This window comes from Bradyrhizobium sp. 159 (assembly GCF_023073795.1).
Classification (GTDB): domain Bacteria; phylum Pseudomonadota; class Alphaproteobacteria; order Rhizobiales; family Xanthobacteraceae; genus Bradyrhizobium.
In genome coordinates this window covers 1-25,593 of the sequence record NZ_JADPKE010000101.1, presented here as the reverse complement: position 1 = coordinate 25,593, position 25,593 = coordinate 1, and the positions used below count along the sequence as shown (strand labels likewise).

Genomic DNA, 25,593 nt, shown 5'->3' with positions numbered 1-25,593 from the left:
CCGGCAAAGGCCGGTCAAAACCGAGGGCTGGATTAGCAAAAACCGCCCCGCAGAAGCAACGGAGACAGTTGGCATGACAAGAAACGGGAAACGCGTGGCCTGGGTCACCGGCGGCGGCAGCGGCATCGGGGAGGCCGGCGCCGAGGCGCTCGCGGCCGATGGCTGGACGGTGGTGGTCTCGGGCCGGCGCCAGCCAGCCCTGGATGCCGTGGTCGCGAAGATCACGGGAGCGGGCGGGACGGCCGAGGCCATTGTGTTGGACGTGTCCAACGCCACGGAAGCCCAGAAGGCGGCCGATCAGATCGTCGCCAGATATGACCGGATCGATCTGCTGGTGAACAATGCCGGCATCAATGTCCCCAAGCGCAGCTGGAAGGATATGGAACTGGAAGGCTGGGACAGACTGGTCCAAGTCAATCTCAACGGCGTGCTCTATTGCATGCGCGCGGTGCTGCCGACGATGCGCAAACAGCAGGACGGCGCGATCATCAACGTCTCGTCCTGGGCCGGCCGCCATGTCTCGAAGATGCCGGGCCCGGCCTATACCACAACCAAGCATGCGGTGCTGGCGCTGACCCATTCCTTCAACATGGACGAATGCGTCAACGGCCTGCGCGCCTGCTGCCTGATGCCGGGCGAGGTGGCGACGCCGATCCTGAAACTGCGCCCGGTGGTGCCGAGCGAGGAGGAGCAGGCCAGGATGCTGCAATCCGAAGATCTCGGCCGCACCATCGCCTTCATCGCAAGCATGCCGGCCAGAGTCTGCATCAACGAAGTGTTGATCAGTCCCACGCATAATCGCGGCTTCATCCAGACGCCGCAGAGCAGGGATTGATTGTCGGCCTGTAGCCCGGATGGAGGCACACTGCCGTAGGGTGGACAAAGCCGCGAAGCGCCGTGCCCACCATCTCTCCGCATTTGAGGAAGCGCGGGGTGGGCACGCTGCGCTTTGCTCACCCTACACGACCGTCCGCTTTGCACCCTCTCGCGCGCCCCCACACGTAATCCCTTCCCCATAGTTTCACGCATCACAAAGAGTTTTGACCCGAAACCGCAGCGCAAGCCCTCCCGTAATTCGGTCCAACGACGGCACTGCTGCATCACCCCACACTGTCGCAGCCGCCGTTGTTGCCAGCTCAACGCCGGCCATCGCCGGTCTCAATTCAATCGGGAGATCTCCATGTCGAAGCGCATTGCCTGTCTCGCTGCCGCCGCCTTCAGTGCCCTGATCGTCACCGCGACCGTCGTCGCGCCTGTCAGCGCCGAGGAAAGGACCGTCATGGTCGGCGGCGCCGCGATGTTCCCGTCCAAGAACATCGTCCAGAACGCGGTCAACTCCAAGGACCACACCACGCTCGTGGCGGCGGTGAAGGCGGCCGGCCTGGTGCCGACGCTCGAAGGCAAGGGCCCGTTCACGGTGTTCGCGCCGACCAACGCCGCCTTCGGCAAGCTGCCGGCCGGCACCGTCGACAATCTGGTCAAGCCCGAGAACAAGGCGACGCTGACCAAGATCCTCACCTATCACGTCGTGCCCGGCAAGCTCGATGCCTCTGCCCTCACCGACGGCAAGAAGCTGAAGACCGCAGAAGGCGAGGAGCTGACGGTAAAGAAAATGGACGGCAAGGTCTGGATCGTCGACGCCAAGGGCGGCACCTCGATGGTGACGATCTCCAACGTCAACCAGTCGAATGGCGTCATCCATGTGGTTGACACCGTGCTGATGCCGGCGACGTAATACTGCGCGGTCCTGTTTCATCCCCCGAACAGGAGGCCTTGAGGCGGCGAGCCGGGGGTACCCGGCTCGCTTTATTGTGACCGTGATAGCCTGCCGGTATCGATTCCATGCCGGAAGGGCGTAACGAAAGCGGACGCTTCGGCGTATAATTGCTGTCACGACCTTCAGGACGGAACCATCATGGCGAGCCTCACAGTCAGCGACGAGCAGGTCAGGGCCACTCCGGCCAAAGTGATCCAGCCGGTCTGGGTGCGGATCATGCACTGGATCAATGCGCTTGCCATGATCCTGATGATCCTGTCGGGCTGGCAGATCTACAACGCCTCGCCGCTGTTCGGCTTCAGCTTTCCCCGCGAGTACACACTCGGCGGCTGGCTTGGCGGCGGCCTGCTCTGGCATTTTGCGGCGATGTGGCTGTTGATGATCAACGGCCTCGCTTATCTCATCACCGGTTTCGCCACCGGCCGCTTCCGCAAGAAGCTGCTCCCGATCACGCCGGCGGGCGTGCTGCACGACGTCAGGGCGGCGCTGACCTTCAAGCTCGGCCATGACGATCTCACCGTCTACAATTACGTGCAGCGCCTGCTCTATGCCGGCATCATCGTGGTCGGCGTGCTGATCGTGCTCTCGGGCCTCGCGATCTGGAAGCCGGTCCAGCTCTATTATTTGGTGATGCTGTTCGGCGATTATCCAACCGCGCGCTATGTGCACTTCTTCTGCATGGCCGCGATCTGTGCGTTCCTGATCGTTCACGTTGCTCTCGCGCTGCTGGTGCCGAAGAGCCTACGCGCGATGATCATTGGTCGTTGAGAGGGAGGAGATCATGGCCAAGCGCTCATTCCTGATCCCCGGCGTCGACAAGCGATTGCTGATCAAGGACTCCATCAAGACGATGCCTGATGTCACCCGCCGCCGCTTCATCGCGGGCGGCGCCAGCTTAGGGGCGCTGACGCTGCTCACCGGCTGCGACGTCGTCGATTCCTCCTCGGCCGAGGAGATGCTGAAGCAGGTCTCCAAGTTCAACGACGCGGTGCAGGCCTTCATCTTCAATCCCGATGCGCTGGCGCCGACGTTTCCCGAGAGCGCGATCACCAAGCCGTTCCCGTTCAACGCCTATTACGATCTCGACGACGCGCCCGACGTCGACGGCAAAGACTGGAAGCTCGAGGTGCGCGGCCTCGTCGACAACACGAAGTCCTGGACGCTGGATGAGCTCTACAAGCTGCCGCAGGTCACGCAAATCACCCGCCACATCTGCGTCGAGGGCTGGAGCGCGATCGGAAGCTGGACCGGCACGCCGCTGCGCGATTTCCTCAAACTGATCGGCGCCGACACGCGTGCGAAATATGTCTGGTTCCAGTGCGCCGACAAGGACGGCTACAACTCGCCGCTCGACATGCGCAGCGCGCTGCATCCGCAGACCCAGATGACATTCAAATACGCGAACGAGATTCTGCCGCGCGCCTACGGTTTCCCGATGAAGATCCGCGTGCCGACAAAACTTGGCTTCAAGAATCCGAAATACGTGGTGTCCATGGAAGTCACCAACGACTACAAGGGCGGCTATTGGGAAGACCAGGGGTATAATTCGTTTAGTGGGAGCTGATTGAGGCTGTCATTCCGGGGCTCGCGAAGCGAGAACCCGGAATCTCGCGCCACAAACCTCTGGATTCCCGGTTCGCGCTGCGCGCGCCCCGGAAATGACGATTATGCCGACGCCACCTTGCGCTGGCACAGCGCCGCCAACGCCCCCAGCGCCAGCAGCGCCGCCGATACGTTCAACGCGTAACTCAAGCTCCCCAGCGCATCGGTGATCGCGCCGACCACGATCGGCCCCAGCGTCTGGCCGACGCCGAACGAGATCGTCATCGCCGCGATCGCGGTCGGCCACATCTCGGGCGGATAGTTGAAGCGCACGAAGGCGGTGGTCGAGCCGACCACGGCGAAGAACGCGACGCCGAACACCACCGCGGAGACCGCAAGCCACGCCGGCGAATGTCCGAGCATCGGCAAGGCGGCTCCTAACGCGTTGGTGCCGAGAATGATGGCGGTGGCAAGCCCGCCGCGATCGAGCGCCAGCACGCCGCGCCAAACCCATGGCGTGACGAAGGCGCTCAGCCCGATCAGGCTCCAGAATGCGGCCTGTGCCGCGGCCCCGCCGCCGCCGTCGCGCACATAGGCGATCATGAAGGTCATGTAGGCGATGTAGCCGGCGCCGAACAGGAAGTAGCCGGCGAGATAGATCAGCACGGGCAGAATCGCAAACGACGCGTGGCTGCCTTCCGAGAAGCGCGCACCGCTTTCGATGCGGATCAGGAACAGCGGAATCGTCATTGCGATGGACAGCAGCGTCAGCGCCCACCAGACGATCCACCACGAGCCTGGCCCGAAATATTGCAGCGTGAACGGGGCGATCAGCCCCGAGGCGAGAATGCCGATGCCCGGGCCGGCGTAGAACAGGCTCAGCAGGAAATTGGCGCGCTCCGGGCGCGACTGGGCGATGGTCGCAGCCAGCGCGCCGCCGGCGACGAAGCCGGCCGCCGCGCCCAAGCCCAGCACGAGGCGCGCGAGGCTCAGCGCAACGAAATTGCCGGATAGCGCGCAGGTGGCGAGCCCGGCGACGCAGGCCAGGGTTCCCAGGCGGATCGCCGCCGACCAGCCGACCCGCTGGATCAGCCGGGACGCTACCAGCGCGCCAACGAGGTAGCCGACGGCGTTGATGGTGTTCATGAACCCGGCCGCCGAGTAGGACCAGCCGAGGGTCTCCCGCATATCGGGCAGCACCAGTGCATAGGCAAAGCGGCCGATCCCGAGCCCGACCGTCGCCGCCAGCGACAAGGTCAGGATCAGCCGCGCGGGATGCGCGTTGGGCGGGAGGCGGTCAGGGGCGTGCAAGGGGGTACTCCGGCGGCGCGAGTGTGGCAGGCTCCATCCGCTTTGCACAGGCGGCTCCCCGGCAATGGTGTCTTGCCAAGCGCGCAACGCCGCTCTAGCACTCCGGCCGAAATTCATCCCCTTCGTCATGCCCGGGCTTGACCCGGGCATCCATCTTTCAAGAAGGCTGGATTGCCGGGTCAAGCCCGGCAATGACGAGGAAAAACTGAGGACACGACCATGGCGACCCATAAACTGCTGCTGCTCCCCGGCGACGGTATCGGCCCCGAGGTGATGGGCGAGGTGAAGCGGCTGATCGATTGGCTCAATTCGGCCGGGATCGCCAAGTTCGAGACCGATACGGGCCTTGTCGGCGGCGCGGCCTATGACGCGCACAAGGTGTCGATCTCGGAAGGCGACATGGCCAAGGCCAAGGACGCCGACGCCGTGATCTTCGGCGCGGTCGGCGGTCCGAAATGGGACGCCGTGCCCTATGAGGTGCGCCCCGAGGCCGGCCTGCTTCGCCTGCGCAAGGATCTCGCTCTGTTCGCGAACCTCCGTCCCGCCATGTGCTACCCGGCGCTGGCGGACGCTTCGAGCCTGAAGCGCGAAGCGGTCGAGGGCCTCGACATCGTCATCGTGCGCGAGCTCACCGGCGGGGTCTATTTCGGCGAGCCCAAGACCATCACCGATCTCGGCAACGGCCAGAAGCGCGCCGTCGATACCCAGGTCTACGACACCTATGAGATCGAGCGCATCGCCCGCGTCGCCTTCGAGCTTGCCAAGAAGCGCAAGAACAAGGTGACGTCGATGGAGAAGCGCAACGTCATGAAGTCGGGCGTGCTCTGGAACGAGGTCGTCACGCAGGTTCACAAGCGCGAATACCCTGACGTCACGCTCGAGCATCAGCTCGCCGATTCCGGCGGCATGATGCTGGTGAAGTCGCCGAAGCAGTTCGACGTCATCGTCACCGATAATCTGTTTGGCGACATGCTGTCCGACATCGCGGCGATGCTGACCGGATCGCTCGGCATGCTGCCCTCGGCCTCGCTCGGCGAGGTCGACGTCAAGAGCAAGAAGCGCAAGGCGCTGTACGAGCCGGTGCACGGCTCCGCCCCCGATATCGCCGGCAAGGGCCTCGCCAATCCGATCGCGATGATCTCGTCTTTCGGCATGGCGCTGCGCTATTCCTTCGACATGGGCGATCTCGCCGACAAGGTCGATGCCGCGATCGCCGCCGTGCTGGCCAGCGGCCTGCGCACCGCCGACATCAAGTCGGAAGGCACCAAAGCCGCCTCGACCACGCAGATGGGCGAAGCGATTTTGAAGGAATTGCAGAAGCTGCATGGGTAGATGCCGTCATTCCGGGATGGTCCGAAGGACCAGAGCCGGAATCTCGAGATTCCGGGTTCGGCTCTTCGAGCCGCCCCGGAATGACGGCCCAAACAAATTGGCCGGGCGTGAGCCCGGCCATTTTGATTCGGTCGACGGTCCGCTTCAGTACAGCGGGAAATTCTGCGGGTAACCGCCGACATCCTGCGGCGGCGAGAGCGGCTGGCGGTCGATCGGACGGTTGAGGTTCTCGCGGGCGAAGGACGGATAGCCCACCGCCGGCGGGAAGGCGTAGTCGCTGAACTTGCGGTCGCCGGGATTGACCTCGGTGCCGCCGTCGAGCCAGGAGCGCTTGCTCACATAGATGCGGGTGCGGCCCTGCTGGTAGACCGCGTTGGGGCCGCTCGGTCCGTAATAGTGTCGGCCGCGCTCGTCATAGCGCTTGGTCTTGGTGTCGGCCGAAGCCGGCGAAGCCAAACCGATGGCAGAGGACATGGCAATGACGGCGCCCGCCGCAAGCAAGTTCGCCAATTTGTTCGCCGCAGAGAAATTCAAGCTCATCACGTCCCCTTCAGGCGGCAGGCCGCCAGTCGATTCACCCCATACTAGCCCGGCCGGGGCAGACGCAACTAGGTCAATTGGGTCACACCAGCCCGGAATAATCGCGCGTGCCGGCAAAAGTTGCATCAATACCAGCCACTTGAGCTTGATGCGGTCTTGAGCGTGATCCGAAAAAGTGTGCAGCGGTTTTCCGAAAGATCACGCTCAAACAACAACCTAAAGCGCCCCGCGCAACTGCGCGTTGGCGGCGCCCAGCAGCCAGTCCGGTGAACCCGGGGAATCGCAGGTCCGGCGCTTCAACTCGGCGCGGGCGAACAATTCGGCCAGCCTGGGCTCGTTGCCCGAGGTCAGCAGCGTCAACCGGTTCAGCGTGCAGGCAATCGCCGCGCGCCGGGCGGGCAGGGTGTTGCCCTGGCAGGAGAAGCCGGATATCTGCAGCGCCGGCTCCTCGCTGCGCTTGAGATAGCCGAGGCAAGCCCGCGTCCCCTCCGCCGCGCCGACCGGCCGGAACAGGGCGACGGGACCGAATTTCGTGTCGATCAGGCCGGCCTGCTCAAGCGTGCTCGTCGTGCTCAATCCCATTTCCACGGCCAGATCCGCAGTCGCCGGACGGGCCACGTCGAACTCGCCGCCTTCCCGGTAGATGTCGAGCTCGGCCACGGGCTGGCCGGCCTCGTTTGTCCAGCGCAGCACGTCCCTGCGGCCGCCTTCGGGATGCCGAAGGATGGTGTAAGAGGCTGTTTTCTCTGATGAATCGATCCGGCTGATGGCGAAGGCCGGGTGCGGGCGGTCGGCCACGCTCCAGCCCGGCTCGTCCGCCGGCTCATCGCCCTGCAAGTCGGGCAGCTGGCCGAGCGCCGCGAGGGCGAGGATGGCAAACAGGGCGAGCGCCCCCACATAGGCGATCAGGCGCGCCAGCGTGCCGACGACCTCATCGGCGAAGGCTGCAAGCGCCAGATGGATCTGGGTGGGGCTAACGGCCGTGCTGGCCTCAGGCGACTGCATCCACGGCCTTCAGGCATGGTCCAACGTTGTCTTGAGGCCGGTTCTCGCATAGAAGCGCTGCTCTTCCTGTTTAAGCGTCAGCTTCAGGAACGGGCTTTTTCATCGGAGAGTGAACGATGGGTTACAAAGTCGCAGTCGTCGGCGCGACCGGCAATGTCGGACGGGAAATGCTCAACATCCTGGACGAGCGCAAATTCCCCGCCGACGAGGTCGTGGCCCTGGCGTCGCGCCGCAGCGTCGGCGTCGAGGTCTCCTATGGCGACCGCACCCTGAAGATCAAAGCGCTCGAGCATTACGACTTCTCCGACGTCGACATCTGCCTGATGTCGGCGGGCGGCTCGGTGTCGAAGGAATGGTCGCCGCAGATCGGCGCGGCCGGCGCGGTCGTGATCGACAATTCCTCGGCGTGGCGCATGGATCCGGACGTGCCGCTGATCGTGCCGGAAGTGAATGCGGCTGCGACCGAAGGCTTCAAGAAGAAGAACATCATCGCCAACCCGAACTGCTCGACCGCGCAGCTCGTCGTCGCGCTCAAGCCGCTGCACGACAAGGCGACCATCAAGCGCGTCGTGGTCTCGACCTATCAATCCGTGTCGGGTGCCGGCAAGGACGCGATGGACGAATTGTTCTCGCAGACCAAGGCCGTCTACACAAATGACGAGCTGGTCGCGAAGAAATTCCCCAAGCGCATCGCATTCAACGTCATCCCCCACATCGACGTCTTCATGGAGGACGGTTACACCAAGGAAGAGTGGAAGATGATGGCGGAGACCAAGAAGATTCTTGATCCCAAGATCAAGCTCTCCGCCACCTGCGTGCGCGTGCCGGTCTTCGTCGGCCACTCCGAGGCCGTCAACATCGAGTTCGAGAACCCGATCAGTGCGGACGAAGCCCGCGAGATCCTGCGCAAGGCGCCGGGCTGCCTCGTCATCGACAAGCAGGAGCCCGGCGGCTACGCCACCCCTTACGAAGCGGCCGGCGAGGACGCCACCTATATCAGCCGCATCCGCGAGGACGCGACGGTGGAGAACGGCCTCGTGCTGTGGTGCGTGTCCGACAATTTGCGCAAGGGCGCCGCGCTGAACGCGATCCAGATCGCGGAAGTCCTGATCAACCGCAAGCTGATCAGTGCGAAGAAGAAGGCGGCGTAAAGTCGAGCTGCCGTAGGGTGGGGCAAAGGCGCGAAGCGCCGTGCCCACCATCTCTCCAGATTGCGACAGAAGTGGTGGGCACGCTCCGCTTTGCCCACCGTACAAGAGTGGTAGCCTACGCCACGCTTTGCGCGCTCCTGAATTCCTTCGCGGCCTTGTCCAGCACGAACAGCGTGCCCTCGGCCACGCCGAAATAGGCGCCGTGGGTCTGCATCTGGCCGCTCTCCACCGCCTTGCGCACGAACGGGAAGGTCATCAGGTTTTCCAGGCTGCGGAACACCGCGGCCTTCTCGATGCGCTCGACGAACTGCGCCATGGTCTCGTGCTCGCGCTGCTCGACCACCTCGCCCGGCTTGATGAACATCTGCATCCATTTGCCGATGAAGTCGCCCGGCGTCAGCGGCTCGCTCTTGTCGATGAAGGCACGGATGCCGCCGCATTGGGCGTGGCCGAGCACCACGATGTGCTTCACCTTCAGCACCGTCACCGCAAATTCCAGCGCCGCCGAGACGCCGTGTGCGTTCTCGTCAGGCTGATAGGTCGGCACCAGGTTGGCGATGTTGCGGACGACGAAGAGTTCGCCCGGCCCGGCATCGAAGATCACCTCGGGGGAGACCCGCGAGTCGCAGCAGCCGATCACCATCGTCTCGGGCGACTGTCCTTTGACAGAGAGTTCGCGATAGCGGTTCTGCTCGGTCGGCAGCCGCTGGGTGGCGAAGGCCTTGTAGCCTTCCAGCAAATGCTTCGGGAATGTCGTCATGCCTATGCCTAATCATAGACCGCAGGGGCGAACAAGCCTTTCGAATAGGCAGGCCAGATGCTATCGGCTTCGGTCAGAGGACTGACGAGGAAGGAACGCTCGCATGACCCGCCCGCGCCGCAGCCATCTGTTCATGCCCGGCTCCAACCCCCGCGCGCTGGAAAAGGCGCGCAATCTTCCCGCCGACGGCCTCATCCTCGACCTCGAGGATTCCGTCGCCCCCGAGGCCAAGGCGGTGGCGCGCGACGGCATCGCCGCCGCGATCGCCGCCAAGGGTTTTGGCAAACGCGAGGTCCTGATCCGGACCAACGGCCTCGACACGCCCTGGTGGGCCGGTGACGTCGCGATGGCTGCTAAGGCGTCCCCGGACGGCATCCTGGTTCCAAAAGTTTCAAGCATCGAAGATCTCGATACGATCGGCCGGAAGCTGGCCGAGCTTGGCGCTGCGTCGACCGTGAAGGTCTGGGCCATGATCGAGACCGCGCGCGCCGTGCTCCATGCCGAGGAACTGGCCGCCGCCGGCCGCGATCCGTCGAGCCGCCTCGCAGGCTTCGTGTTCGGCCCGAACGACATTTCGCGCGAGACCCGCATCAGGATGCTGCCGGGCCGTGCCGCGATGATCCCGATGATCACCCATTGCATCCTGGCGACGCGCGCCCACGGCCTCGAAATCCTCGACGGCCCCTATAGCGACATCGCCAATGCCGACGGCTTTGCCACCGAATGCGCGCAAGGCCGCGATCTCGGCTTCGACGGCAAGACGCTGATCCATCCCTCGCAGATCGATGCCTGCAACGCGATCTTCACCCCGCCCGAAGAGGAAGTCGCGCGGGCGCGAAAAATCATCGCGGCGTTCGAATTGCCGGAGAACGTCTCGCGCGGCGCGATCCGGCTCGACGGCGCGATGGTGGAGCGCCTGCACGCGGACATGGCGCGGCGCACGATCGAGATCGCAGACGCAATCGCGGCGATGGGGAAGGGCTGAGCCATGGGCGCAGCCCGCTGCGTCCTCCTCGATCTCGACGGAACGCTGGTCGATTCCCAGCCGGGCATTGCCGCGAGCTGCCTGGCTGCGTTGCGTGCGCTCGGTCATGAGCCCGGCGACACCCTCGATATCAAGCGCTTCATCGGACCGCCGCTTGAAGACATATTACGGGCGTTGCTCGCCGCCTACGGTGATGACCGCATCGAGTTAGCCGTAGCGGCCTATCGCCAGCATTACGGCGACAGTGGCCTGCTCGGAAGCGAGCTCTATCCCGGAATCAACTGGGCGCTTGAGGAGATGCGAAGCGCTGGATTGCGAATCTATCTCGCGACATCGAAGCGCGAAATCTTCGCGCGGCGGATCCTGGAGAATCTGAACTTAGCGACGCATTTCGACGGCATTCATGGCTCAGTTCCCGGCGGCGTGCTGGATCACAAGCCTGAGCTGCTCGCCCATATCCTATCCAAGCACGATATCTCTGCATCGCACAGCCTCATGGTCGGCGACCGCCGCCACGACATCAATGGCGCTCACGCGGTCAAGATACGCGGCCTCGGCGTGCTCTGGGGATATGGCACTCGGGATGAGCTGGAAACAGCCGGCGCGGATCAACTGGTAGAGTGGCCCGCGGATCTTGCGCGCGCGGTTTTATCGACGCTGAACCGATAGGCTCCGGTGCAAGCTGCCTCGGCGCGGCGCCAGATCGGCGCGGTCAAGCGACTCCAGCGTCGAAGCGTTGGCGCAATAACCGTGGCAATTTGCGCCGGTGCGTCGGCATGTTCGCAACTGGGCATGATGCTCCTCAGCAAGCGCTCGAGTGCACGGGCATCTATCCTCAGCACCAACTGGCGACAGCCGCCGCGAAGTCGACGTTCCTGTGATTTAGGTCACACAATCCGGCTGGTTGCCCCGTTAAATTTGCGCCGTTTAAATACGGCTTCCATCCTTTCGATATGGCGAGTGGGGTTCTTATGCTCCGCAAATTATTTTATTGCTTTGTCATTCTTGCCCTCGCTGGCCCGGCAGCGGCTGTCGATCGCGTCAAGGACGACACGAGCCCTGCCATTGCAGCCGCCTCGGAGGCGATCCGGCGAGATCCCAAGGATGCGAACGCCTACTACAACCGGGGCAACGCTTACAGCGCTAATGGCAACAATGATCGTGCCATAGCGGACTACACGGCAACGCTCCGTCTCGATCCGACGCATGCGCACGCGTACTACAATCGCGGCAACGCTTATAGCATCAAAGGCGACACGGAGCGTGCGATCGCGGACTACACGGCGACAATCCGGCTCGATCCGGCCTATGCGAACGCGTACTACAATCGAGGCAATGCCTACAGCAACAAAGGCAACACCGACCGCGCAATTGCTGACTATAGCGAAGCGGTTCGCCTGCAGCCCACCAATGCAAACGCCTATTTCAACCGCGGGAATGCATACGGCAGCAAGGGCGACACGGACCGCGCCATTGCAGATTACACAGAAGCGATACGCGTGGATCCCACATACGCGAACGCGTATGTCAACCGCGGACTGGCCTACGAGAAGCGCGGAGATTTCGCCAAAGCAAGGACCGACTTCAATGCCACGCTCGGATTGAGCCATGGCGCCACAAGATGGGCCCAGGACAAGGCTCGCGAGCGGCTTGCTGTCCTGCCTTCGCCGCGGCCAGCAACGATATTGGTCGAGAAACCCAGTGTGGCGCCGGCTGTGGTGGCGTCCGGGGCTGCGAACGGCGATCGCCGCATCGCTCTCGTGATCGGCAATTCGGCTTATGAAAACGTCGCCGCGCTAGCGAACCCCGTGCGGGATGCAAGCCTCGTCGCCGACGTGCTGAAGCTCACTGGGTTCGAAGCAGTTACCCTGCTGACCAATCTCCGCAAGGATGCGCTGGTGAATGCCCTGCGCGAATTCGCAGCACGTGCGGAAACGGCGGATTGGGCCGTCGTGTATTATGCCGGGCACGGCATGGAGGTCGGCGGCGTCAACTATCTCATTCCGACGGATGCCAAGATTGCCGCGGATCGCGAAATCGGATTTGAAGCCGTTCCGGTTGATCAGGTTCTCAATGCGGCGGAGCGCGCCAAAAAGCTGCGCCTCGTCATTCTCGATGCCTGCCGCGACAACCCATTCGCAAACCAGATGAAGCGGACGATGACGGTGGCGTCGCGTTCGGTATCGCGAGGTTTGGCCCCGATCGAGCCAGAGGCGGGAACGCTGGTGGTCTACGCCGCCAAGGACGGCGAGACCGCACTTGACGGTGACGGGATCAATAGTCCGTTCGCGGCTGCCTTCGTCAAGAACGTTCCAACGCCGGGCCTCGAAGTCCGCAGGCTCTTCGATTTCGTTCGCGACGATGTCATGGAAGCGACCGGTCGTCGGCAAAAACCCTTCAGTTACGGCTCGATCTCCGGCCGACAGGACTTCTATTTCGTGGCTGCTAAATGATCTTCAAACGAAGGGCAATCTCAGTGTCCAACGCGGACTTGCTTGCGGGAGAGCCGCCTTTGGAGCGCACTTTCTACGCGGCCGCTATCCGAACCGCTCCGCCGCCCAGGCATACAGGCTGCCCGGAATCGGCTTTTCGCCGCCACGGCCCTTGGGCGAGATGTGCAGGCCGATGATCTCGGGATTGGTGACGAGGCCGAGATAGCTTGATGGATCGAAGAACAGTTTTGGCTCGGCATGCACGGCGTAGAACGATTGCTTGGGTAGCGCGTAAGCGAGCTCGCCGGTGCGACGCGCGAGCGCGGTCAGTGCCGCCGGTCCGTAGATCGCCACGCGAATGTCCGAGAGACGGTTCGAGCCGCCGCGGAGGCGGCGCATCGCGAAGGTGACGCGGTGGCGCACGGACAGCCAGTTCGGCGTCAGCTCCTCCTGCTCCATCAGCTCCTCGAAGGCCGCGACGATGCCGTGCCCGGCCGGCAGGTAGATCACGGAATTGCCGAGTTGGCGCGGCCGCTCCCAGGCGAAATAGGGTTTTGCCGGATCGATCTCGACGGGCTTCAGCAGCAGCACGTCGGCATCGAGCCAGAGGCCGAGGCCCTTCGCCATCAGCTTCATGCGGAAGAAGTCGCTGAACTGCAGCGTGGTCCAGTCGCGCCAGCTGCCGTCCGGCTGCGGCGGCCGCAATCGTTCGGAGAAGGCGTGCGGCAGGATCGCTTCGGCATCCGCATTCGCGATGCCTGCAGGCAGGCCCGGAATGGTGTCGAAGCTATAGACCGTGACCTTGTGGCCGGCAGCCAGCTGCGAGCGCAGACAGGTCTGGCGCAGGGCGTCCATCGGACCATGCCAGAAGGTGACGATGTCGGGCAGCATGCGCGAGCTATAAGGATAGTCAGAGCAAAGAAAAAGCCCCGGCGCGGTCAGCACCGGGGCTCGAACCAGAAAAGCGATCTCAGGCCCAGGCGCGTTCGCGCTTGAGCTTCTCCTCATAGCTGTCGATCGAGGCCTTCTTTTCCATCGTCAGGCCGATGTCGTCGAGGCCGTTGATCAGGCAGTGCTTGCGGAACGGATCGATCTCGAATTTGACCTTGCCGCCGTCGGGACCGCGGATTTCCTGGTTGGGCAGGTCGATCGTCAGCGTCGCGTTGGCGCCGCGCTCAGCGTCATCGAACAGCTTGTCGAGATCTTCCTGCGAGACGCGGATCGGCAGAATGCCGTTCTTGAAGCAGTTGTTGTAGAAGATGTCGCCGAACGAGGTCGAGATCACGCAGCGGATGCCGAAGTCGAGCAGCGCCCAGGGCGCGTGCTCGCGGCTCGACCCGCAGCCGAAATTGTCGCCGGCCACCAGCACCTTGGCGTTGCGATAGGCCGGCTGGTTCAGCACGAAATCGGGATTCTCGCTGCCGTCGTCCTTGTAGCGCTGCTCGGAGAAGAGCCCCTTGCCAAGGCCGGTGCGCTTGATGGTCTTGAGGTACTGCTTCGGAATGATCATGTCGGTGTCGACATTGATGATCTTCAGCGGCGCCGCGACGCCTTCCAGCGTGGTGAACTTGTCCATGGTTGCGCTTCCCGGATGGGTCTAGGGGAACAGGTGTTTATCGCGATCGGGCTGGAAATCCTAGGCCGAATTCGGCAGATCTCGTCTGCTGGCGGGTTTGAGGCTGGACTGGTGCGGCATCGGGATTGCACCTCTCCCGCTTGCGGGGGGAGGTCGACGCGCGTAGCGCGGCGGGTGGGGGCTCTCTCGTCTAGGGGACTTTCCCGCTGTGGAGACACCCTCTCTCCAGCCCTCCCCCGCAAGCAGGCGAGGGAGCGCACCGGCTTTGTGCGGCCCTCAATCCGCCTTCGCCTCAATCGCGGCCATATCGTCGTCCGACAGACCGAAATGGTGGCCGATCTCGTGGATCAGGACGTGGCGGACGATGTGGCCGAGGGTCTCGTCGTGCTCGGCCCAATAGTCCAGGATCGGTCGACGGTAGAGCCAGACCATGTTGGGCAGCCGCGCCACGTCGCCGAAACTCTGCTGCGGCAGGCCGATGCCCTGGAACAGGCCGAGCAGGTCGAACTCGCTCTCGCATTGCATCTCGTCCAGCACCTCATCGGTCGGGAAGTCGTCGACGCGGATGATGACGCCCTCGCAGAGCTTGCGAAACTCCGCCGGCAGGCGCTCGAAGATGTCGTGCGCCGTCGCTTCCATCTCGGCCAGTGAGGGCGCTTTCAATTCCGTCCACATGGGGTTCTCTTACCGCGGGTTCCGCGGCGATGCATCTGGCTTTATAAGCCCGGCGAGGTTGACGAGCGCCGCCAAAACGGGGAGCGTGGGACCTCGAATGGGACGTTTCAAGTGGGCGGAAAAATGCGAGCGAAAACAGCGCTGACGCTACTGTGCATGGGGTTGTTTTCGCAGTTTTGCGTTGGCGCCGAGGCGCAGACCGCCCCCGAGATCCGTCTCGCCCAGGCCGCCTCGCCGGACGACGTTCCCCCGCCGCGCAAGCGGGCCCCGGCACGCCTGCGCGTCACGCCCTATTACAGCCCGGACGGTGTCTATCCGCGCTACAATCCGGGCCCCGACGCAGTCCGCGTGTGCAACGCCACCTATGTGCAGGAGTACCGCCCGAGCGGCACGGTGATCGTGCCGCGTGTGAGCTGTTACTGGCGCCGGGGCTGATGCCAGGTTCACTGCCCGCGCCAACGAACGGTGGCCTCGTGGGGGTCGTCATGGCGAGATGGATTGCATTAGCCGTTGCCGTCGCGCTTGCCGCCGGTCTGCCGCGCGCTTCCACTGCGCGAAGGGTGCCGGAGGCCGCGGCCGGGATCGCGGTTTTCGATGTGCGACGACACGCGCGAACCCATGACATGGTGCGGCCGGCTGCGCGCCATGATCCACGCTATTACGCGCGGCCGGTCCACTACCGTCCCTATCCCTACGCGGTGCCTGCTCCCTTCGTGTTCGGCTACGGGCCGTGGTGGTGACGCGTTAGCGGTCTGGCGCAAATCCCTTGACCAGAAGTACCGTCGCCTGCGCACCCGCTTTGCGGTCGCGCGAGATTTCCTCGTAGTCTGGTGCGTTCGAGAAGGCGAGGAACGCAGCCTCATCCGGGAATGACATCATGACAATCTTGTCATGCGGCCATGCGCCTTCGAGCACGCGCGGATGTTCGTCCGCGGCGAGCAGCTTTCCGCCATACTTCTTGAACACGTCGAAGAAGCGCGCCTGATAACGGTCATAGGCCGCGCGGTCTGTCATCTTCAATTGCGCAATCGCGTAGACAGTCATTTCCAAAAAACTCCTTCCGTCGCGGCACTGCGTCGCATCGCGAAGCCCAGCGTCGTTCATTCATGGGGCGTTCACATCGGTCTCCTCAGTCTAATCCAGGGAGCGACCGCAATTGAACAGCGTTTGGCGCGGCCAAGACGTCGCGCCGCAACTGCGCTGTCCAGATTTAGGGAGGATTCTATGCTGAGGACATCAGGTCTCAAGGCAAGCCCGATGCGCTTGCTCGGAATTGCGGCCGCCACGGCGCTGATGCTGTCGGCCGGCACCGCGCGTCGCGCTGAAGCACTCACGTTGATCAATCCGGCCACGTCGCCCGCGACGAAGGCTGCAGCCGACGATCTCGTCACGCAGGTTCGCCACGGCGGCGGGCACGGCGGACATGGTGGCGGCTTTCACGGCGGAGGCTTCCGCGGTGGCGGCTTCCATGGCGGCGGAGGACATATCGGCGGCTTCCGCGGCGGTGGATTTCGTGGCGGCCATATCGGCGCCTTCCGCGCCGCGCCGGCCTTTCACAGCCATATCGGCGGCTATCGCTATGGCGGCGTTCGCTACGGCGGCTATGGCGGCTATCACCGTCACTGGGGCTATCACCGCCCCTATTACGGCTACCGTCACTTCCACCGGCGCTATTATTATGGCGGCTATTATCCCTACTACCATTATCCGCGCCGCTGCCGGATCATCTGGACCTATTACGGCCCGCGCCGCGTTTGCCGCTGGCCCCGCTGGCACTATCCGTACCGGTATTGGTGATGTGAGTTAGCACCGTCATTCCGGGGCGATGCGAAGCATCGAACCCGGAATCTCGAGATTCCGGGTCTGGCGCTTCCGCGCCACCCCGGAATGACAGCGTGGCCTACAGCCAATCCTTCAGCTTCCACGACGCGGATTTCCACCGCCGCAAATTCTCAAGCTTCCATTGCCTGAACATCGCCGGCGGCCAGCGGCTGAGCTTCGAGGTTTCCTCGACCTCGGGCTTGGCAACGATGCGCAGCGGCGTTGCGCGCCGGCGGTGCTGGCGCGTGGCCTCGCTGATCAAATCGACATATTCCGGCTTGTCGGCCATGGCTTGCGTCCTCGCGAAATCCGCGAGGACGCAATGTCGGCGCTGCCGATTAAGGGCAGCTTGCCGCGATCGCTATAATTGCAGGGAGCAGCTCAGCGCCAGTCCCTGACGTCGACGAAGTGACCCGCGATCGCCGCCGCTGCCGCCATCGCCGGCGACACCAGATGGGTGCGGCCCTTGAAGCCCTGACGGCCTTCGAAGTTGCGGTTCGAGGTCGAGGCGCAGCGCTCTTCCGGCTTCAGCTTGTCCGGGTTCATGGCGAGGCACATCGAGCAGCCCGGCTCGCGCCACTCGAAGCCGGCCTTGATGAAGATCTTGTCGAGACCTTCAGCTTCGGCCTGCTCCTTCACGATGCCCGAGCCCGGCACCACCATCGCATTGACGTGGCCAGAGACCTGCTTGCCTTCCGCGATCTTGGCGGCGGCGCGCAAATCCTCGATCCGGCCATTGGTGCAGGAGCCGATGAAGACGCGGTCGAGCTTGATGTCGGTGATCTTCGTTCCCGCCGTCAGGCCCATATACTTGAGCGCACGATGCTTGGAGATGCGCTTGGCCTCGTCCTCGATCTTGTCGGGGTCGGGCACGATGCCGGTCACCGAGATGACGTCCTCCGGGCTCGTGCCCCAGGTCACGATCGGCGGCAGCTTTGCGGCGTCGAGCCGCAGCTCGTGGTCGAAATGCGCGCCTTCGTCGGAACGCAGTGTCTCCCAATAGCGCATTGCCGCGTCCCAGGCCGCGCCCTTCGGCGCCTTCGGCCGGTCGCGCAGGAAGTCGTAGGCCTTCTGGTCGGGTGCGACGAGACCGGCGCGGGCGCCGCCTTCAATCGACATGTTGCAGACCGTCATGCGGCCTTCCATGCTGAGCGCGCGGATCGCTTCGCCCGCATATTCCAGCACGTAGCCGGTGCCGCCGGCGGTGCCGATCTCACCGATGATGGCCAGGATGATGTCCTTGCCCGTCACGCCGTCAGGCAATTTGCCATCGACGGTGACGCGCATGTTCTTCGCTTTTTTCTGGATCAGCGTCTGCGTCGCCAGCACGTGCTCGACCTCGCTCGTGCCGATGCCATGCGCGAGCGCGCCGAACGCGCCGTGCGTCGAGGTGTGGCTGTCACCGCAGACGATGGTGGTGCCGGGCAGCGTAAAGCCCTGCTCGGGGCCGATGACGTGAACGATGCCCTGGCGCTTATCGAACTCGTTGTAATATTCGATGCCGAATTCCTTGGCGTTCTCAGCCAGCGCCTTGATCTGCTCGATGCTTTCCGGGTCCGGGTTCGGCTTGGTGCGGTCGGTGGTCGGCACGTTGTGATCGACGACGGCGAGCGTCTTCTCGGGCGCGTGCACCTTGCGACCCGTGGCGCGCAGGCCTTCGAACGCCTGCGGCGAGGTCACCTCGTGCACCAGGTGGCGATCGATATAGAGCAGGCAGGTGCCGTCCTCGGCTTCGTGCACCAGATGGTCGTTCCAGATCTTGTCGTACAATGTGGTCGGCTTGGACATGAGCGTCAGCTCCGAAGGAATGCTGTGTAAGCGGATAGGCGCACTTGGCGCGTGGGCAACAAAATCGTCGGCGCAGCTTTTAAGCTGCGCGCGTAAGCTCTGACGTTGCCGAGGTCGCGAAGCGTCCGAAGAACCGGCCAGGCAGCCGCGAGCGATCGTCGATGACGATGCGCTTGACGGGGGCGAGGCTGGTCAGATCTGGGAACATTCTAGAGATATATAGCACGCGGAAGTTAAAGCGCGAGAGCTTAGCGGCGTCGTCATTGCGACCGCAGCGAAGCAATCCAGAAATGCGTCCGCGGAGACAGTCTGGATTGCTTCGTCGCAAGGACTCCTCGCAATGACAGCGCGGGGAAACAAAAAAAGCGCGGAGCCGAGCCCCGCGCTTTTCGAAACTTGCCTGGTGGCGAAGCTTACTCGCCGACGGCAGCCGCGCGGTCCTGCTTCTCGACGATGCGGGCCGACTTGCCGCGAAGGTTGCGGAGGTAATAGAGCTTGGCGCGGCGCACCTTGCCGCGGCGCACCACCTTGATCGAGTCGATCATCGGCGACATCACCGGGAACACACGCTCCACGCCCTCGCCATAGGAGATCTTGCGCACGGTGAAGCTCTCGTTGAGGCCACCGCCGGAACGGCCGATGCAGACGCCTTCATAGGCCTGCACGCGGGTGCGGTCGCCTTCGACGACCTTCACGTTGACGATCACCGTGTCGCCGGGGCCGAATTCCGGGATGTCCTTGCCGGCGGACAGCTTGTCGAATTGCTCTTGTTCGAGCTGCTTGATCAGGTTCATGGGTAAATCTCCATCGGCGCGCCCAGCCTTTTCAACGGGGGCTGCGCGAAATTCGTCTATCCAGCCATTGCGGATGTGGCCGCTCCTATAAGGCAAGCCGGAGCGTTTGTCACCCGTCCGTCTTGTTTTTTGGCGTTTTTTGGCGCCCGGCCCGATTCGGGGCCTTGCTCGGGATCTGGGCCCACAAATCCGGCCGCCGGGCCGCCGTCAACGCCTCGGATTGCGCCCGCCGCCAAGCCGCGACCTTGGCGTGGTCGCCGGAGGTCAGGATCTCCGGGATCGGAGCCCCTTCGAACAGCTGCGGGCGGGTGTATTGCGGGTATTCGAGCAGGCCGTCCGAAAAGCTTTCCTCGGTTCCCGAGGTCTCCTTGCCCATCACCCCCGGCAGCAGCCGGACGCAGGCGTCAATCACGGCTAACGCGGCGATTTCGCCCCCGGACAGCACGTAATCGCCGATCGAGACCTCCTCCAGGCCTCTCCCGTCGATTACCCGCTGGTCCACCCCCTCGAACCGTCCGCAGACGATGAGAGGGCCGGGACCCCTGGCCAGTTCCACAACGCGGGCCTGGGTCAATGGCCGACCGCGCGGGCTCATCAGCAGACGGGGCCGATCCGGGCTGATTTCAGCGGCATCGATGGCGGCGGCCAGGACATCCGCCCGCAGCACCATGCCCGGCCCGCCGCCGGCCGGGGTGTCGTCGACGCTGCGGTGACGGTCGGTGGCGGAGGCCCGGATGTCCCGCGCCTCGAGTTGCCAAAGCCCGCCCGCCAGCGCCCGGCCGGCCAGGCTCACGCCGAGCGGCCCGGGAAACATGTCCGGAAACAGCGTCAGCACCGTCGCGCGCCAGGGTGAGGGGGTGGTCATTGCATCTCAATTACCTTCGCCGGGACGACTAGCGGTAGGGTCCTCGCCCTGAATCTCCTGCGGCAGGGCGATGACCACACGCCCGCCGGCGATATCGACCTCAGGCACCACCGCGTTGGAGAACGGCAGCAGCAGCGTCGTGCCCATGAGCGGAGCGATCTCGATGATGTCGCCGGCGCCGAAATTATGGATCGCGAGCACGCGGCCGAGCGCCTCGCCGTCCGTGGTGACGGCGGCGAGCCCGATCAGGTCGGTGTGGTAATATTCGTCCGCGTCGGTCGCGGGCAGCTTGTCGCGCGGGACGTAGAGCTCGATGCCGTTGAGCCGTTCGGCCTCATCGCGGGTCGTGACCCCCGTGAACGTCGCGACGAGATGATCTTTGGCCTCGCGCGCCGTTGCGACCTCAAACTGGCGCTTGCCGTCCTTGGACAGCAGCGGACCGTAGCGCCTGATAGCAAAGGGATCTTCGGTGAAGGTCCACAATTTGACCGCACCGCGCACCCCGTGCGCGGCGCCGATCCGCGCGACGCAGACCAGCGCCGGCATGGTCTGGCCTTAACCCTTCGCGGCGGCTTCGGCCTGCGCCTTGCGCTCCTTGCGCGGCACGGCCTTCTGCGGGTTGTTGCGCGCTTCGCGCTTCTTGACGCCGGCGGCGTCGAGGAAGCGAGACACGCGGTCCGACGGCTGCGCGCCCTTGGCGACCCAGGCCTTCACCTTCTCCATGTCGAGCTTGAGGCGGGCCTCGTTGTCCTTCGGCAGCAGCGGGTTGAAATAACCGAGACGCTCGATGAAGCGGCCATCGCGCGGAAAGCGCGAATCGGCGACGACGACATGATAGACGGGACGCTTCTTGGTGCCTGCACGGGCGAGGCGGATAACGACGGACATCAAGTTCTCCTTCAAAGTACAGTCTGTTGGGTTGATTGGTATTCCGCGTTGCGCGGGACGCTTGCGATCCCGTGCGACGAATTCCTCATTTCTTCTTGCCCGGGAAATCGCCGAGGCCCGGCAGCATCGGCTTGCCGCTGAGCCCAGTCAGTCCGGGAACGTTGGGCAGGCCGGTGCGAAGACCAGCCGGCAAATCCTTCGGCAGGCTCGGCAGGCCCTGTCCGCCGCCGCTCTGCATCTTCTCCTGAAGAGCCTTCATCTCTTCCGGAGACGGCATCTTCATGCCGCCGCCAAAGCCCATGGCCTGCGCGATGCCGGCGAGCGGGCCGCGCTTGCCCGAGCCCATGGCCTTCATCACGTCGGCCATGTTCCGGTGCATCTTCAGGAGCTTGTTCACGTGCTCGACGCTCTGGCCGCTCCCTGCAGCGATGCGCTTCTTGCGGCTCGCTTTCAGGACGTCGGGGTGACGGCGCTCCTCGCGCGTCATGGAATCGATGATCGCGACCTGGCGCTTCAGGATCTTGTCGTCGATGCCGGCGGCCGCGATCTGGTTCTTCATCTTGGAGATGCCGGGCATCATGCCCATTAGCCCGCTGATGCCGCCCATGTTGGACATCTGCAACAGCTGCTCGCGCATGTCGTTGAGGTCGAACTGACCCTTGCGCATGCGCTCGGCGGTGCGCGCGGCCTTCTCGGCGTCGATGTTGGCGGCGGCGCGCTCGACCAGCGAGACGACGTCGCCCATGCCGAGGATGCGGCCGGCGATACGATCAGGATGGAAATCCTCCAGCGCATCGGTCTTTTCGCCGGTGCCGATCAGCTTGATCGGCTTGCCGGTGACGGCGCGCATCGACAGCGCGGCGCCACCGCGGCCGTCGCCGTCGACGCGGGTCAGCACGATACCGGTGAGGCCGACGCGCTGATCGAACGAGCGCGCGAGATTCACGGCGTCCTGGCCCGTGAGGCTGTCGGCGACCAGCAGCACTTCATGCGGATTGGCCGCGGCTTTGATCGCGGCCGCCTCCGCCATCATCTCTTCGTCGAGCGTGGTGCGGCCGGCGGTATCGAGCAGCACGATGTCGTAGCCGCCGAGCTTGCCGGCCTCCAGCGCGCGCTTCGCGATCTGCGGCGGCTGCTGGCCTGCGACGATGGGGAGCGTTGGAATGTCGAGATCGCGGCCGAGCACGGCCAGTTGCTCCATCGCCGCCGGGCGATAGACGTCGAGCGAAGCCATCAGCACCTTGCGCTTGTCGCGCTGGACCAGGCGGCGGGCGAGCTTGGCGGTGGTGGTGGTCTTACCGGAGCCTTGCAGGCCGACCATCATGATCGGCACCGGCGGCACGGAATTGACGTCGATGGTCTGGCTTTCGGCGCCGAGCGTGTTGATCAGCTCGTCATGGACGATCTTGACCACCATCTGGCCTGGTGTGACCGACTTGACGACGGTAGCGCCGATCGCCTGCTCACGGACGCGTTCGGTGAAGCTGCGCACCACCTCCAACGCGACATCGGCCTCCAGCAGCGCGCGGCGCACCTCGCGCATCGCGGCGTCGACGTCCTTTTCGGTCAGCGCCCCGCGCCCCGTCAGACGATCGAGGATGCCGCCAAGCCGTTCCGACAGATTGTCGAACAATGCACTTGTCCTGTTGCTGCGCCGTGAGGGGGCGCTTCGTTATTCCCGTGTCATGCCCGCGAAGGCGGGGCATGACCTCTTCCTTAGACAGACGATCTTCCAAACACCTTTGCGCCCGAGGGCGCACAGCGCTGTCGGGCGTTGACCTCCGGCCTCCAGGGCCAGTCGGCGGGTCGAAAAGAAAGCCTTTCCGAGAAAGTGGCGGGGTTAAACGCCGCTCACGCCCAAAAGTCAAGGAAAGTTAGGGTGCCGCGGCGCCTTTGCCAGGACAAGGTCCTGAAATTTAGTGCCCTTTTGCCGGGTGGTTCCATTTCCTAGGGCTGCCCATATAGAAGGCCATGACTGACCTCCGCTATCATCCCTGAGCCGCCGTGCCGATCACCCGCCGTCGCCTGTTCGGACTGCTTGCCGGGGCCGGCGCGCTCGTCGCAATTCCGTCCCTTTGGATGTCTCGCATGAAAACCTATGATGGTCCGGCCTCCGACCATTTCAACGGTCTGCACTTCTTCGATCCCGACGGCGCGCCGCCGAAATCGCTTCGAGAGGTGCTGCGCTGGCAATTCGGCGGCAAGCGGCAGCGCGCGGAATGGCCGGATTGGGCCCCCAGCCCCCATGCCGACACCCCGCCGGCGCGGGTCGACGGCGACAAGGTGCGGCTCTCCTTCGTCGGCCACGCCAGCTGGCTGATCCAGACCGGCGGCCTCAACATCCTGGTCGATCCCGTCTGGTCGATGCGGGTCTCGCCGGTCGCCTGGGCCGGGCCGAAGCGGCACAACGATCCCGGCATTGCCTTCGAACGTTTGCCCAAGATCGACGTCGTGCTGGTCTCGCACGGCCACTACGATCACCTGGACATCTCGACGCTATCGCGGCTCGCCAAGAACTTTGCGCCGCGCGTCGTCACCCCGCTCGGCAACGACGTGACGATTCGAAGCTGGGATCCCACGATCAAGGTGGAGGCGTTCGACTGGCACGACCGCGTCGAGCTCGGTGGCGGCATCGCCGTGCATCTGGTTCCGACCCGGCACTGGACGGCGCGCGGTGTGTTCGATCGCAACAAGGCGCTATGGGCGAGCTTCGTGCTGGAGACGCCGGCCGGCAAGATCTACGTCGTCTGCGATTCCGGCTATGGCGAGGGCAGGCATTTCCGCCGCGTCGCGGAGAAGCATGGGCCGCTGCGGCTTGCGATCCTTCCCATCGGTGCCTACGAGCCGCGCTGGTTCATGCGTGACCAGCACATGAATCCGGAAGATGCCGTGAAGGCGCTCGCGGACTGCGGCGCGCAGGAAGCGCTCGGGCATCATCACGGCACGTTCCAGCTGACGGATGAGGCAATCGATGCGCCGGCAAAGGCGCTGGTCGAAGCGCTGGATGCTGCGAAGATTCCGCAAGAGCGGTTCGTGGCGATGCTGCCGGGACAGGTGGTGGAGATTTAGCGTGCCGGCAAACTGCTCGTGCCCCGGAGGTGCATCCGGGACACCAGTCATTGCTCTTTCGGCTTGATCGCCCAGCTCACATTCACCGTCACCGTCAGCGTCTCCTCGCCGGGCGCGACGGCTGCGGGTGCAGCCATCGGAGCCGCAGCGACGCGGCCTTTGAACAGCGGCACCGGGCCGCCACCCTCGGTGACGCTGAGCGGCGCCCCTAGCGTGACGCCGGTGGCTTTGGCGTAAATCTCCGCCTTGCGGCGGGCATCAGCGACTGCCTGCTCGCGCGCATCATCGAGCAGTTTCGAGGCCTGCGTCACCTCGAAGGAGATATTGCCGATGTCGTTGGCGCCGGCGCTGACCAGCGTGTCGATGATGCCTGCGACTTTGGTCACGTCGCGAATTTTCACGGTGACACGGTTGGAGGCGCGGAAGCCGACCACGGGCGAGGCGCCGGTGGATTTGTTCTGGCCGTATTGCGGCTGGAGCGACAGGCGCGAGGTCTGATAATCCTTCTCGGCAATCCCGGCGCCCTTCAGCGCCAGCAGCACCTTGCCCATCGCGGCGTTGTTGGCGTCGGAGGCTTCCTTCGCCGTTTTGGCATCGTTGGCGACCCCGGCGTCGATCTGCGCGAGATCGGGGGCGGCGGAAATCGTGGCTTCGCCGCTCACCGAAATGGCTGACGGAAAATCGTCGGCGCGGGCGGGGGCCGCCAGCAGCGTTGCGGCGAAAACGGCGGCGAGTGGAGCAAAAAGGACGGCAAGCTTTTTCATCATTCTCACTTCAGCGGCACGAAAACGTTGATCACGAGCTTGTCCTCGGCCGTCTTCAGGGGATCGGTGAGGTACTCCTCGATGAAGGTATCCTTGGCTTCCAGCCTCTTGTCGTCGAGGTGATTGGTGATCGCCTCATAGGTGTTGTCCATGTTGTCGTAGGAGCCGCGATGGACGAATTTCAGCGCCTTGCCCTCCGGCGATTTGCCGATGCTCATGTCCTTGGGCAGGTTCTTCGGATCCTGCTCGACCGGGATCTCGGCGAGGAAGGTGAAGCCGGTGTCGTCGGTGGAGGTGTAGACGATCATCGAATTGCCGGCATGCTTGATGCCCTGCTTGTCCAGGAGCGTGTTCAGCGCCTTGAAGGCGTCGATCAGGGTGTCGAAGGCCGAGTCCCAATTGGCAGTGCCCTTGACCATCACGACCTTCTTGGGCTCGAGCACGGTCTCGAGGCCAAACGGATCGGCAGTCTGTACCGGGGCGGGGGTGGCGGCCGCCACCCCCGCCCCGGTACAGAC

General features: G+C 64.1%; 30 protein-coding genes. 13 read left to right on the top strand and 17 right to left on the bottom strand.

Features of this window, described 5'->3' with window-relative positions; genetic code table 11:
• The first annotated feature begins 73 nt into the window (after positions 1–73).
• The 4 genes from IVA96_RS31055 to IVA96_RS31040 all read left to right on the top strand — a co-directional run bounded on the left by IVA96_RS31055 (position 74) and on the right by IVA96_RS31040 (position 3,341).
• A complete protein-coding gene (locus IVA96_RS31055) occupies positions 74–835 on the top strand; it encodes an SDR family oxidoreductase (RefSeq protein ID WP_247421263.1) in 762 nt (253 codons plus the stop codon).
• 345 nt (positions 836–1,180) lie between these two features.
• Positions 1,181–1,735: a fasciclin domain-containing protein gene (locus IVA96_RS31050; RefSeq protein ID WP_247421260.1), complete on the top strand. Its 555-nt coding sequence runs from the start codon at positions 1,181–1,183 to the stop codon at positions 1,733–1,735.
• Between the two features lie 180 nt (positions 1,736–1,915).
• Positions 1,916–2,545 carry a cytochrome b/b6 domain-containing protein gene (locus IVA96_RS31045; RefSeq protein WP_247421257.1) on the top strand — a complete coding sequence of 210 codons (630 nt, stop codon included), beginning with the start codon at positions 1,916–1,918 and terminating at the stop codon, positions 2,543–2,545.
• A 13-nt stretch (positions 2,546–2,558) separates the two neighbouring features.
• The gene (locus IVA96_RS31040) at positions 2,559–3,341 is read left to right on the top strand and encodes a molybdopterin-binding protein (RefSeq protein ID WP_247280355.1); all 783 of its coding nucleotides are present in this window, start codon (positions 2,559–2,561) and stop codon (positions 3,339–3,341) included.
• Between the two features lie 101 nt (positions 3,342–3,442).
• Here IVA96_RS31040 and IVA96_RS31035 read toward each other — a convergent pair whose 3' ends face one another.
• Positions 3,443–4,630 carry a YbfB/YjiJ family MFS transporter gene (locus tag IVA96_RS31035; protein WP_247421255.1) on the bottom strand — a complete coding sequence of 396 codons (1,188 nt, stop codon included), beginning with the start codon at positions 4,628–4,630 and terminating at the stop codon, positions 3,443–3,445.
• Between the two features lie 219 nt (positions 4,631–4,849).
• Here IVA96_RS31035 and leuB point away from each other — a divergent pair, with 219 nt between their 5' ends.
• The gene (leuB, locus tag IVA96_RS31030) at positions 4,850–5,962 is read left to right on the top strand and encodes a 3-isopropylmalate dehydrogenase (protein WP_247421253.1); all 1,113 of its coding nucleotides are present in this window, start codon (positions 4,850–4,852) and stop codon (positions 5,960–5,962) included.
• A gap of 144 nt (positions 5,963–6,106) precedes the next feature.
• On the opposite strand, the gene IVA96_RS31025 is transcribed toward leuB, so the two are convergent.
• Together IVA96_RS31025 and IVA96_RS31020 are read right to left on the bottom strand one after the other, a co-directional pair.
• Positions 6,107–6,502: a hypothetical protein gene (locus IVA96_RS31025; RefSeq protein ID WP_247421250.1), complete on the bottom strand. Its 396-nt coding sequence runs from the start codon at positions 6,500–6,502 to the stop codon at positions 6,107–6,109.
• Positions 6,503–6,718: 216 nt separating this feature from the next.
• Positions 6,719–7,507, bottom strand: a complete 789-nt coding sequence (locus tag IVA96_RS31020; protein WP_247421248.1) for a hypothetical protein — start codon at positions 7,505–7,507, stop codon at positions 6,719–6,721.
• A 116-nt stretch (positions 7,508–7,623) separates the two neighbouring features.
• On the opposite strand from IVA96_RS31020, the gene IVA96_RS31015 reads away from it, so the two are divergent.
• Positions 7,624–8,658, top strand: a complete 1,035-nt coding sequence (locus IVA96_RS31015; protein WP_247280351.1) for an aspartate-semialdehyde dehydrogenase — start codon at positions 7,624–7,626, stop codon at positions 8,656–8,658.
• 115 nt (positions 8,659–8,773) lie between these two features.
• On the opposite strand, the gene IVA96_RS31010 is transcribed toward IVA96_RS31015, so the two are convergent.
• Positions 8,774–9,418, bottom strand: coding sequence for a carbonic anhydrase (locus tag IVA96_RS31010; protein ID WP_247280350.1), 645 nt, complete (start codon positions 9,416–9,418; stop codon positions 8,774–8,776).
• Positions 9,419–9,521: 103 nt separating this feature from the next.
• On the opposite strand from IVA96_RS31010, the gene IVA96_RS31005 reads away from it, so the two are divergent.
• The 3 genes from IVA96_RS31005 to IVA96_RS30995 all read left to right on the top strand — a co-directional run bounded on the left by IVA96_RS31005 (position 9,522) and on the right by IVA96_RS30995 (position 12,856).
• Complete coding sequence (locus IVA96_RS31005) at positions 9,522–10,403, top strand: CoA ester lyase (protein WP_247280349.1); 882 nt, start codon at positions 9,522–9,524, stop codon at positions 10,401–10,403.
• Positions 10,404–10,406: 3 nt separating this feature from the next.
• The gene (locus tag IVA96_RS31000; protein ID WP_247280348.1) at positions 10,407–11,072 is read left to right on the top strand and encodes an HAD hydrolase-like protein; all 666 of its coding nucleotides are present in this window, start codon (positions 10,407–10,409) and stop codon (positions 11,070–11,072) included.
• Between the two features lie 302 nt (positions 11,073–11,374).
• Complete coding sequence (locus tag IVA96_RS30995) at positions 11,375–12,856, top strand: tetratricopeptide repeat protein (RefSeq protein WP_247280347.1); 1,482 nt, start codon at positions 11,375–11,377, stop codon at positions 12,854–12,856.
• Positions 12,857–12,940: 84 nt separating this feature from the next.
• Here the strand turns inward: IVA96_RS30995 and IVA96_RS30990 are convergent, their stop codons facing one another.
• The 3 genes from IVA96_RS30990 to IVA96_RS30980 form a co-directional block, all read right to left on the bottom strand.
• A complete protein-coding gene (locus IVA96_RS30990) occupies positions 12,941–13,726 on the bottom strand; it encodes a capsular polysaccharide synthesis protein (RefSeq protein WP_247280346.1) in 786 nt (261 codons plus the stop codon).
• A gap of 79 nt (positions 13,727–13,805) precedes the next feature.
• Positions 13,806–14,411: a 3-isopropylmalate dehydratase small subunit gene (gene leuD, locus IVA96_RS30985; RefSeq protein WP_061880161.1), complete on the bottom strand. Its 606-nt coding sequence runs from the start codon at positions 14,409–14,411 to the stop codon at positions 13,806–13,808.
• Between the two features lie 276 nt (positions 14,412–14,687).
• Positions 14,688–15,086, bottom strand: coding sequence for a metallopeptidase family protein (locus IVA96_RS30980; RefSeq protein WP_247280345.1), 399 nt, complete (start codon positions 15,084–15,086; stop codon positions 14,688–14,690).
• 156 nt (positions 15,087–15,242) lie between these two features.
• Between IVA96_RS30980 and IVA96_RS30975 the strand changes: the two genes are divergently transcribed.
• Positions 15,243–15,521: a hypothetical protein gene (locus IVA96_RS30975; RefSeq protein WP_247280362.1), complete on the top strand. Its 279-nt coding sequence runs from the start codon at positions 15,243–15,245 to the stop codon at positions 15,519–15,521.
• 50 nt (positions 15,522–15,571) lie between these two features.
• A complete protein-coding gene (locus tag IVA96_RS30970) occupies positions 15,572–15,826 on the top strand; it encodes a hypothetical protein (protein WP_247421246.1) in 255 nt (84 codons plus the stop codon).
• A gap of 4 nt (positions 15,827–15,830) precedes the next feature.
• On the opposite strand, the gene IVA96_RS30965 is transcribed toward IVA96_RS30970, so the two are convergent.
• A complete protein-coding gene (locus tag IVA96_RS30965) occupies positions 15,831–16,130 on the bottom strand; it encodes a DUF1330 domain-containing protein (protein WP_247280343.1) in 300 nt (99 codons plus the stop codon).
• A 180-nt stretch (positions 16,131–16,310) separates the two neighbouring features.
• Between IVA96_RS30965 and IVA96_RS30960 the strand changes: the two genes are divergently transcribed.
• Entirely contained in the window at positions 16,311–16,883 is a 573-nt protein-coding gene (locus tag IVA96_RS30960; protein WP_247421244.1) for a hypothetical protein, read from the top strand.
• Between the two features lie 103 nt (positions 16,884–16,986).
• Here IVA96_RS30960 and IVA96_RS30955 read toward each other — a convergent pair whose 3' ends face one another.
• The 7 genes from IVA96_RS30955 to ffh all read right to left on the bottom strand — a co-directional run bounded on the left by IVA96_RS30955 (position 16,987) and on the right by ffh (position 22,875).
• Positions 16,987–17,196: a hypothetical protein gene (locus tag IVA96_RS30955; protein WP_247280341.1), complete on the bottom strand. Its 210-nt coding sequence runs from the start codon at positions 17,194–17,196 to the stop codon at positions 16,987–16,989.
• A 92-nt stretch (positions 17,197–17,288) separates the two neighbouring features.
• Positions 17,289–18,695, bottom strand: coding sequence for a 3-isopropylmalate dehydratase large subunit (gene leuC, locus IVA96_RS30950; RefSeq protein WP_247280340.1), 1,407 nt, complete (start codon positions 18,693–18,695; stop codon positions 17,289–17,291).
• A gap of 413 nt (positions 18,696–19,108) precedes the next feature.
• Positions 19,109–19,489, bottom strand: coding sequence for a 50S ribosomal protein L19 (gene rplS / locus IVA96_RS30945; protein ID WP_027573014.1), 381 nt, complete (start codon positions 19,487–19,489; stop codon positions 19,109–19,111).
• Positions 19,490–19,598: 109 nt separating this feature from the next.
• The gene (gene trmD / locus IVA96_RS30940; protein WP_247280339.1) at positions 19,599–20,354 is read right to left on the bottom strand and encodes a tRNA (guanosine(37)-N1)-methyltransferase TrmD; all 756 of its coding nucleotides are present in this window, start codon (positions 20,352–20,354) and stop codon (positions 19,599–19,601) included.
• 6 nt (positions 20,355–20,360) lie between these two features.
• Entirely contained in the window at positions 20,361–20,900 is a 540-nt protein-coding gene (gene rimM / locus IVA96_RS30935; protein ID WP_247421241.1) for a ribosome maturation factor RimM, read from the bottom strand.
• 9 nt (positions 20,901–20,909) lie between these two features.
• The gene (gene rpsP / locus IVA96_RS30930; RefSeq protein WP_011083313.1) at positions 20,910–21,242 is read right to left on the bottom strand and encodes a 30S ribosomal protein S16; all 333 of its coding nucleotides are present in this window, start codon (positions 21,240–21,242) and stop codon (positions 20,910–20,912) included.
• An 85-nt stretch (positions 21,243–21,327) separates the two neighbouring features.
• Positions 21,328–22,875, bottom strand: a complete 1,548-nt coding sequence (ffh, locus tag IVA96_RS30925) for a signal recognition particle protein (protein WP_247280337.1) — start codon at positions 22,873–22,875, stop codon at positions 21,328–21,330.
• Between the two features lie 371 nt (positions 22,876–23,246).
• On the opposite strand from ffh, the gene IVA96_RS30920 reads away from it, so the two are divergent.
• Positions 23,247–24,311: an MBL fold metallo-hydrolase gene (locus IVA96_RS30920; protein ID WP_247280336.1), complete on the top strand. Its 1,065-nt coding sequence runs from the start codon at positions 23,247–23,249 to the stop codon at positions 24,309–24,311.
• A gap of 47 nt (positions 24,312–24,358) precedes the next feature.
• Here IVA96_RS30920 and IVA96_RS30915 read toward each other — a convergent pair whose 3' ends face one another.
• Together IVA96_RS30915 and IVA96_RS30910 are read right to left on the bottom strand one after the other, a co-directional pair.
• Positions 24,359–25,075 (bottom strand): SIMPL domain-containing protein, encoded by a 717-nt coding sequence (locus tag IVA96_RS30915; protein WP_247280361.1) that lies wholly within the window; start codon positions 25,073–25,075, stop codon positions 24,359–24,361.
• A 5-nt stretch (positions 25,076–25,080) separates the two neighbouring features.
• The coding region (locus tag IVA96_RS30910; RefSeq protein ID WP_247421238.1) for a GyrI-like domain-containing protein at positions 25,081–25,593 on the bottom strand (513 nt) is incomplete at its 5' end.

Bases quoted from the DNA above. Each gene is read 5' to 3' on its own strand.
- IVA96_RS31055 (WP_247421263.1), top strand. From the start codon at position 74: ATGACAAGAAACGGGAAACGCGTGGCCTGGGTCACCGGCGGCGGCAGC.
- IVA96_RS31050 (WP_247421260.1), top strand. From the start codon at position 1,181: ATGTCGAAGCGCATTGCCTGTCTCGCTGCCGCCGCCTTCAGTGCCCTG.
- IVA96_RS31045 (WP_247421257.1), top strand. From the start codon at position 1,916: ATGGCGAGCCTCACAGTCAGCGACGAGCAGGTCAGGGCCACTCCGGCC.
- IVA96_RS31040 (WP_247280355.1), top strand. From the start codon at position 2,559: ATGGCCAAGCGCTCATTCCTGATCCCCGGCGTCGACAAGCGATTGCTG.
- leuB (WP_247421253.1), top strand. From the start codon at position 4,850: ATGGCGACCCATAAACTGCTGCTGCTCCCCGGCGACGGTATCGGCCCC.
- IVA96_RS31025 (WP_247421250.1), bottom strand. From the start codon at position 6,502: ATGAGCTTGAATTTCTCTGCGGCGAACAAATTGGCGAACTTGCTTGCG.
- IVA96_RS31020 (WP_247421248.1), bottom strand. From the start codon at position 7,507: ATGCAGTCGCCTGAGGCCAGCACGGCCGTTAGCCCCACCCAGATCCAT.
- IVA96_RS31015 (WP_247280351.1), top strand. From the start codon at position 7,624: ATGGGTTACAAAGTCGCAGTCGTCGGCGCGACCGGCAATGTCGGACGG.
- IVA96_RS31010 (WP_247280350.1), bottom strand. From the start codon at position 9,418: ATGACGACATTCCCGAAGCATTTGCTGGAAGGCTACAAGGCCTTCGCC.
- IVA96_RS31005 (WP_247280349.1), top strand. From the start codon at position 9,522: ATGACCCGCCCGCGCCGCAGCCATCTGTTCATGCCCGGCTCCAACCCC.
- IVA96_RS31000 (WP_247280348.1), top strand. From the start codon at position 10,407: ATGGGCGCAGCCCGCTGCGTCCTCCTCGATCTCGACGGAACGCTGGTC.
- IVA96_RS30995 (WP_247280347.1), top strand. From the start codon at position 11,375: ATGCTCCGCAAATTATTTTATTGCTTTGTCATTCTTGCCCTCGCTGGC.
- IVA96_RS30990 (WP_247280346.1), bottom strand. From the start codon at position 13,726: ATGCTGCCCGACATCGTCACCTTCTGGCATGGTCCGATGGACGCCCTG.
- leuD (WP_061880161.1), bottom strand. From the start codon at position 14,411: ATGGACAAGTTCACCACGCTGGAAGGCGTCGCGGCGCCGCTGAAGATC.
- IVA96_RS30980 (WP_247280345.1), bottom strand. From the start codon at position 15,086: ATGTGGACGGAATTGAAAGCGCCCTCACTGGCCGAGATGGAAGCGACG.
- IVA96_RS30975 (WP_247280362.1), top strand. From the start codon at position 15,243: ATGGGGTTGTTTTCGCAGTTTTGCGTTGGCGCCGAGGCGCAGACCGCC.
- IVA96_RS30970 (WP_247421246.1), top strand. From the start codon at position 15,572: ATGGCGAGATGGATTGCATTAGCCGTTGCCGTCGCGCTTGCCGCCGGT.
- IVA96_RS30965 (WP_247280343.1), bottom strand. From the start codon at position 16,130: ATGACTGTCTACGCGATTGCGCAATTGAAGATGACAGACCGCGCGGCC.
- IVA96_RS30960 (WP_247421244.1), top strand. From the start codon at position 16,311: ATGCTGAGGACATCAGGTCTCAAGGCAAGCCCGATGCGCTTGCTCGGA.
- IVA96_RS30955 (WP_247280341.1), bottom strand. From the start codon at position 17,196: ATGGCCGACAAGCCGGAATATGTCGATTTGATCAGCGAGGCCACGCGC.
- leuC (WP_247280340.1), bottom strand. From the start codon at position 18,695: ATGTCCAAGCCGACCACATTGTACGACAAGATCTGGAACGACCATCTG.
- rplS (WP_027573014.1), bottom strand. From the start codon at position 19,489: ATGAACCTGATCAAGCAGCTCGAACAAGAGCAATTCGACAAGCTGTCC.
- trmD (WP_247280339.1), bottom strand. From the start codon at position 20,354: ATGACCACCCCCTCACCCTGGCGCGCGACGGTGCTGACGCTGTTTCCG.
- rimM (WP_247421241.1), bottom strand. From the start codon at position 20,900: ATGCCGGCGCTGGTCTGCGTCGCGCGGATCGGCGCCGCGCACGGGGTG.
- rpsP (WP_011083313.1), bottom strand. From the start codon at position 21,242: ATGTCCGTCGTTATCCGCCTCGCCCGTGCAGGCACCAAGAAGCGTCCC.
- IVA96_RS30915 (WP_247280361.1), bottom strand. From the start codon at position 25,075: ATGAAAAAGCTTGCCGTCCTTTTTGCTCCACTCGCCGCCGTTTTCGCC.